Origin of the sequence: Vibrio sp. 10N.222.55.C6, assembly GCF_041473395.1 — a bacterium.
GTDB lineage: Bacteria > Pseudomonadota > Gammaproteobacteria > Enterobacterales > Vibrionaceae > Vibrio > Vibrio crassostreae_C.
The window spans coordinates 1-300 of the sequence record NZ_JBFRSD010000662.1 but is presented as its reverse complement, the minus strand read 5'-3'; the positions used below and the strand labels follow the sequence as shown (position 1 = coordinate 300).

The 300-nt window shown below is 44.7% G+C and carries 1 protein-coding gene; it reads right to left on the bottom strand.

Going from position 1 to position 300, the window contains the following annotated elements; translation table 11 throughout:
• Positions 1-18: 18 nt before the first annotated feature.
• On the bottom strand, positions 19-300 hold a 282-nt coding region (locus AB4486_RS25535; RefSeq protein WP_372119524.1), incomplete at its 5' end, for a GntR family transcriptional regulator.

Genomic DNA, 300 nt, shown 5'->3' with positions numbered 1-300 from the left:
GCAAATACCAGTCGCCAATTAATCAAGATCTTTGGATTGAATTTGTTGCTCTATAAGTAATCGGCTTCCCGAGATGTGTCTTCGCATTAGCATTTCTGCTAGCTCTTCATCACGGTTGCGAATCGCTTGTAGGATGTATTTGTGTTCATCGAGCGCCTCTTTGGGCCGAGACTGAGCCCTAGGCGATTGATAGCGGTACATGCGTAATAGGTGATAAAGCTCATCACACAGCAGCGAAATGAGTTTGCTGTTACGACTCGCTTTAATAATGCGGTAATGGAAATCGAAATCCCCATGTTG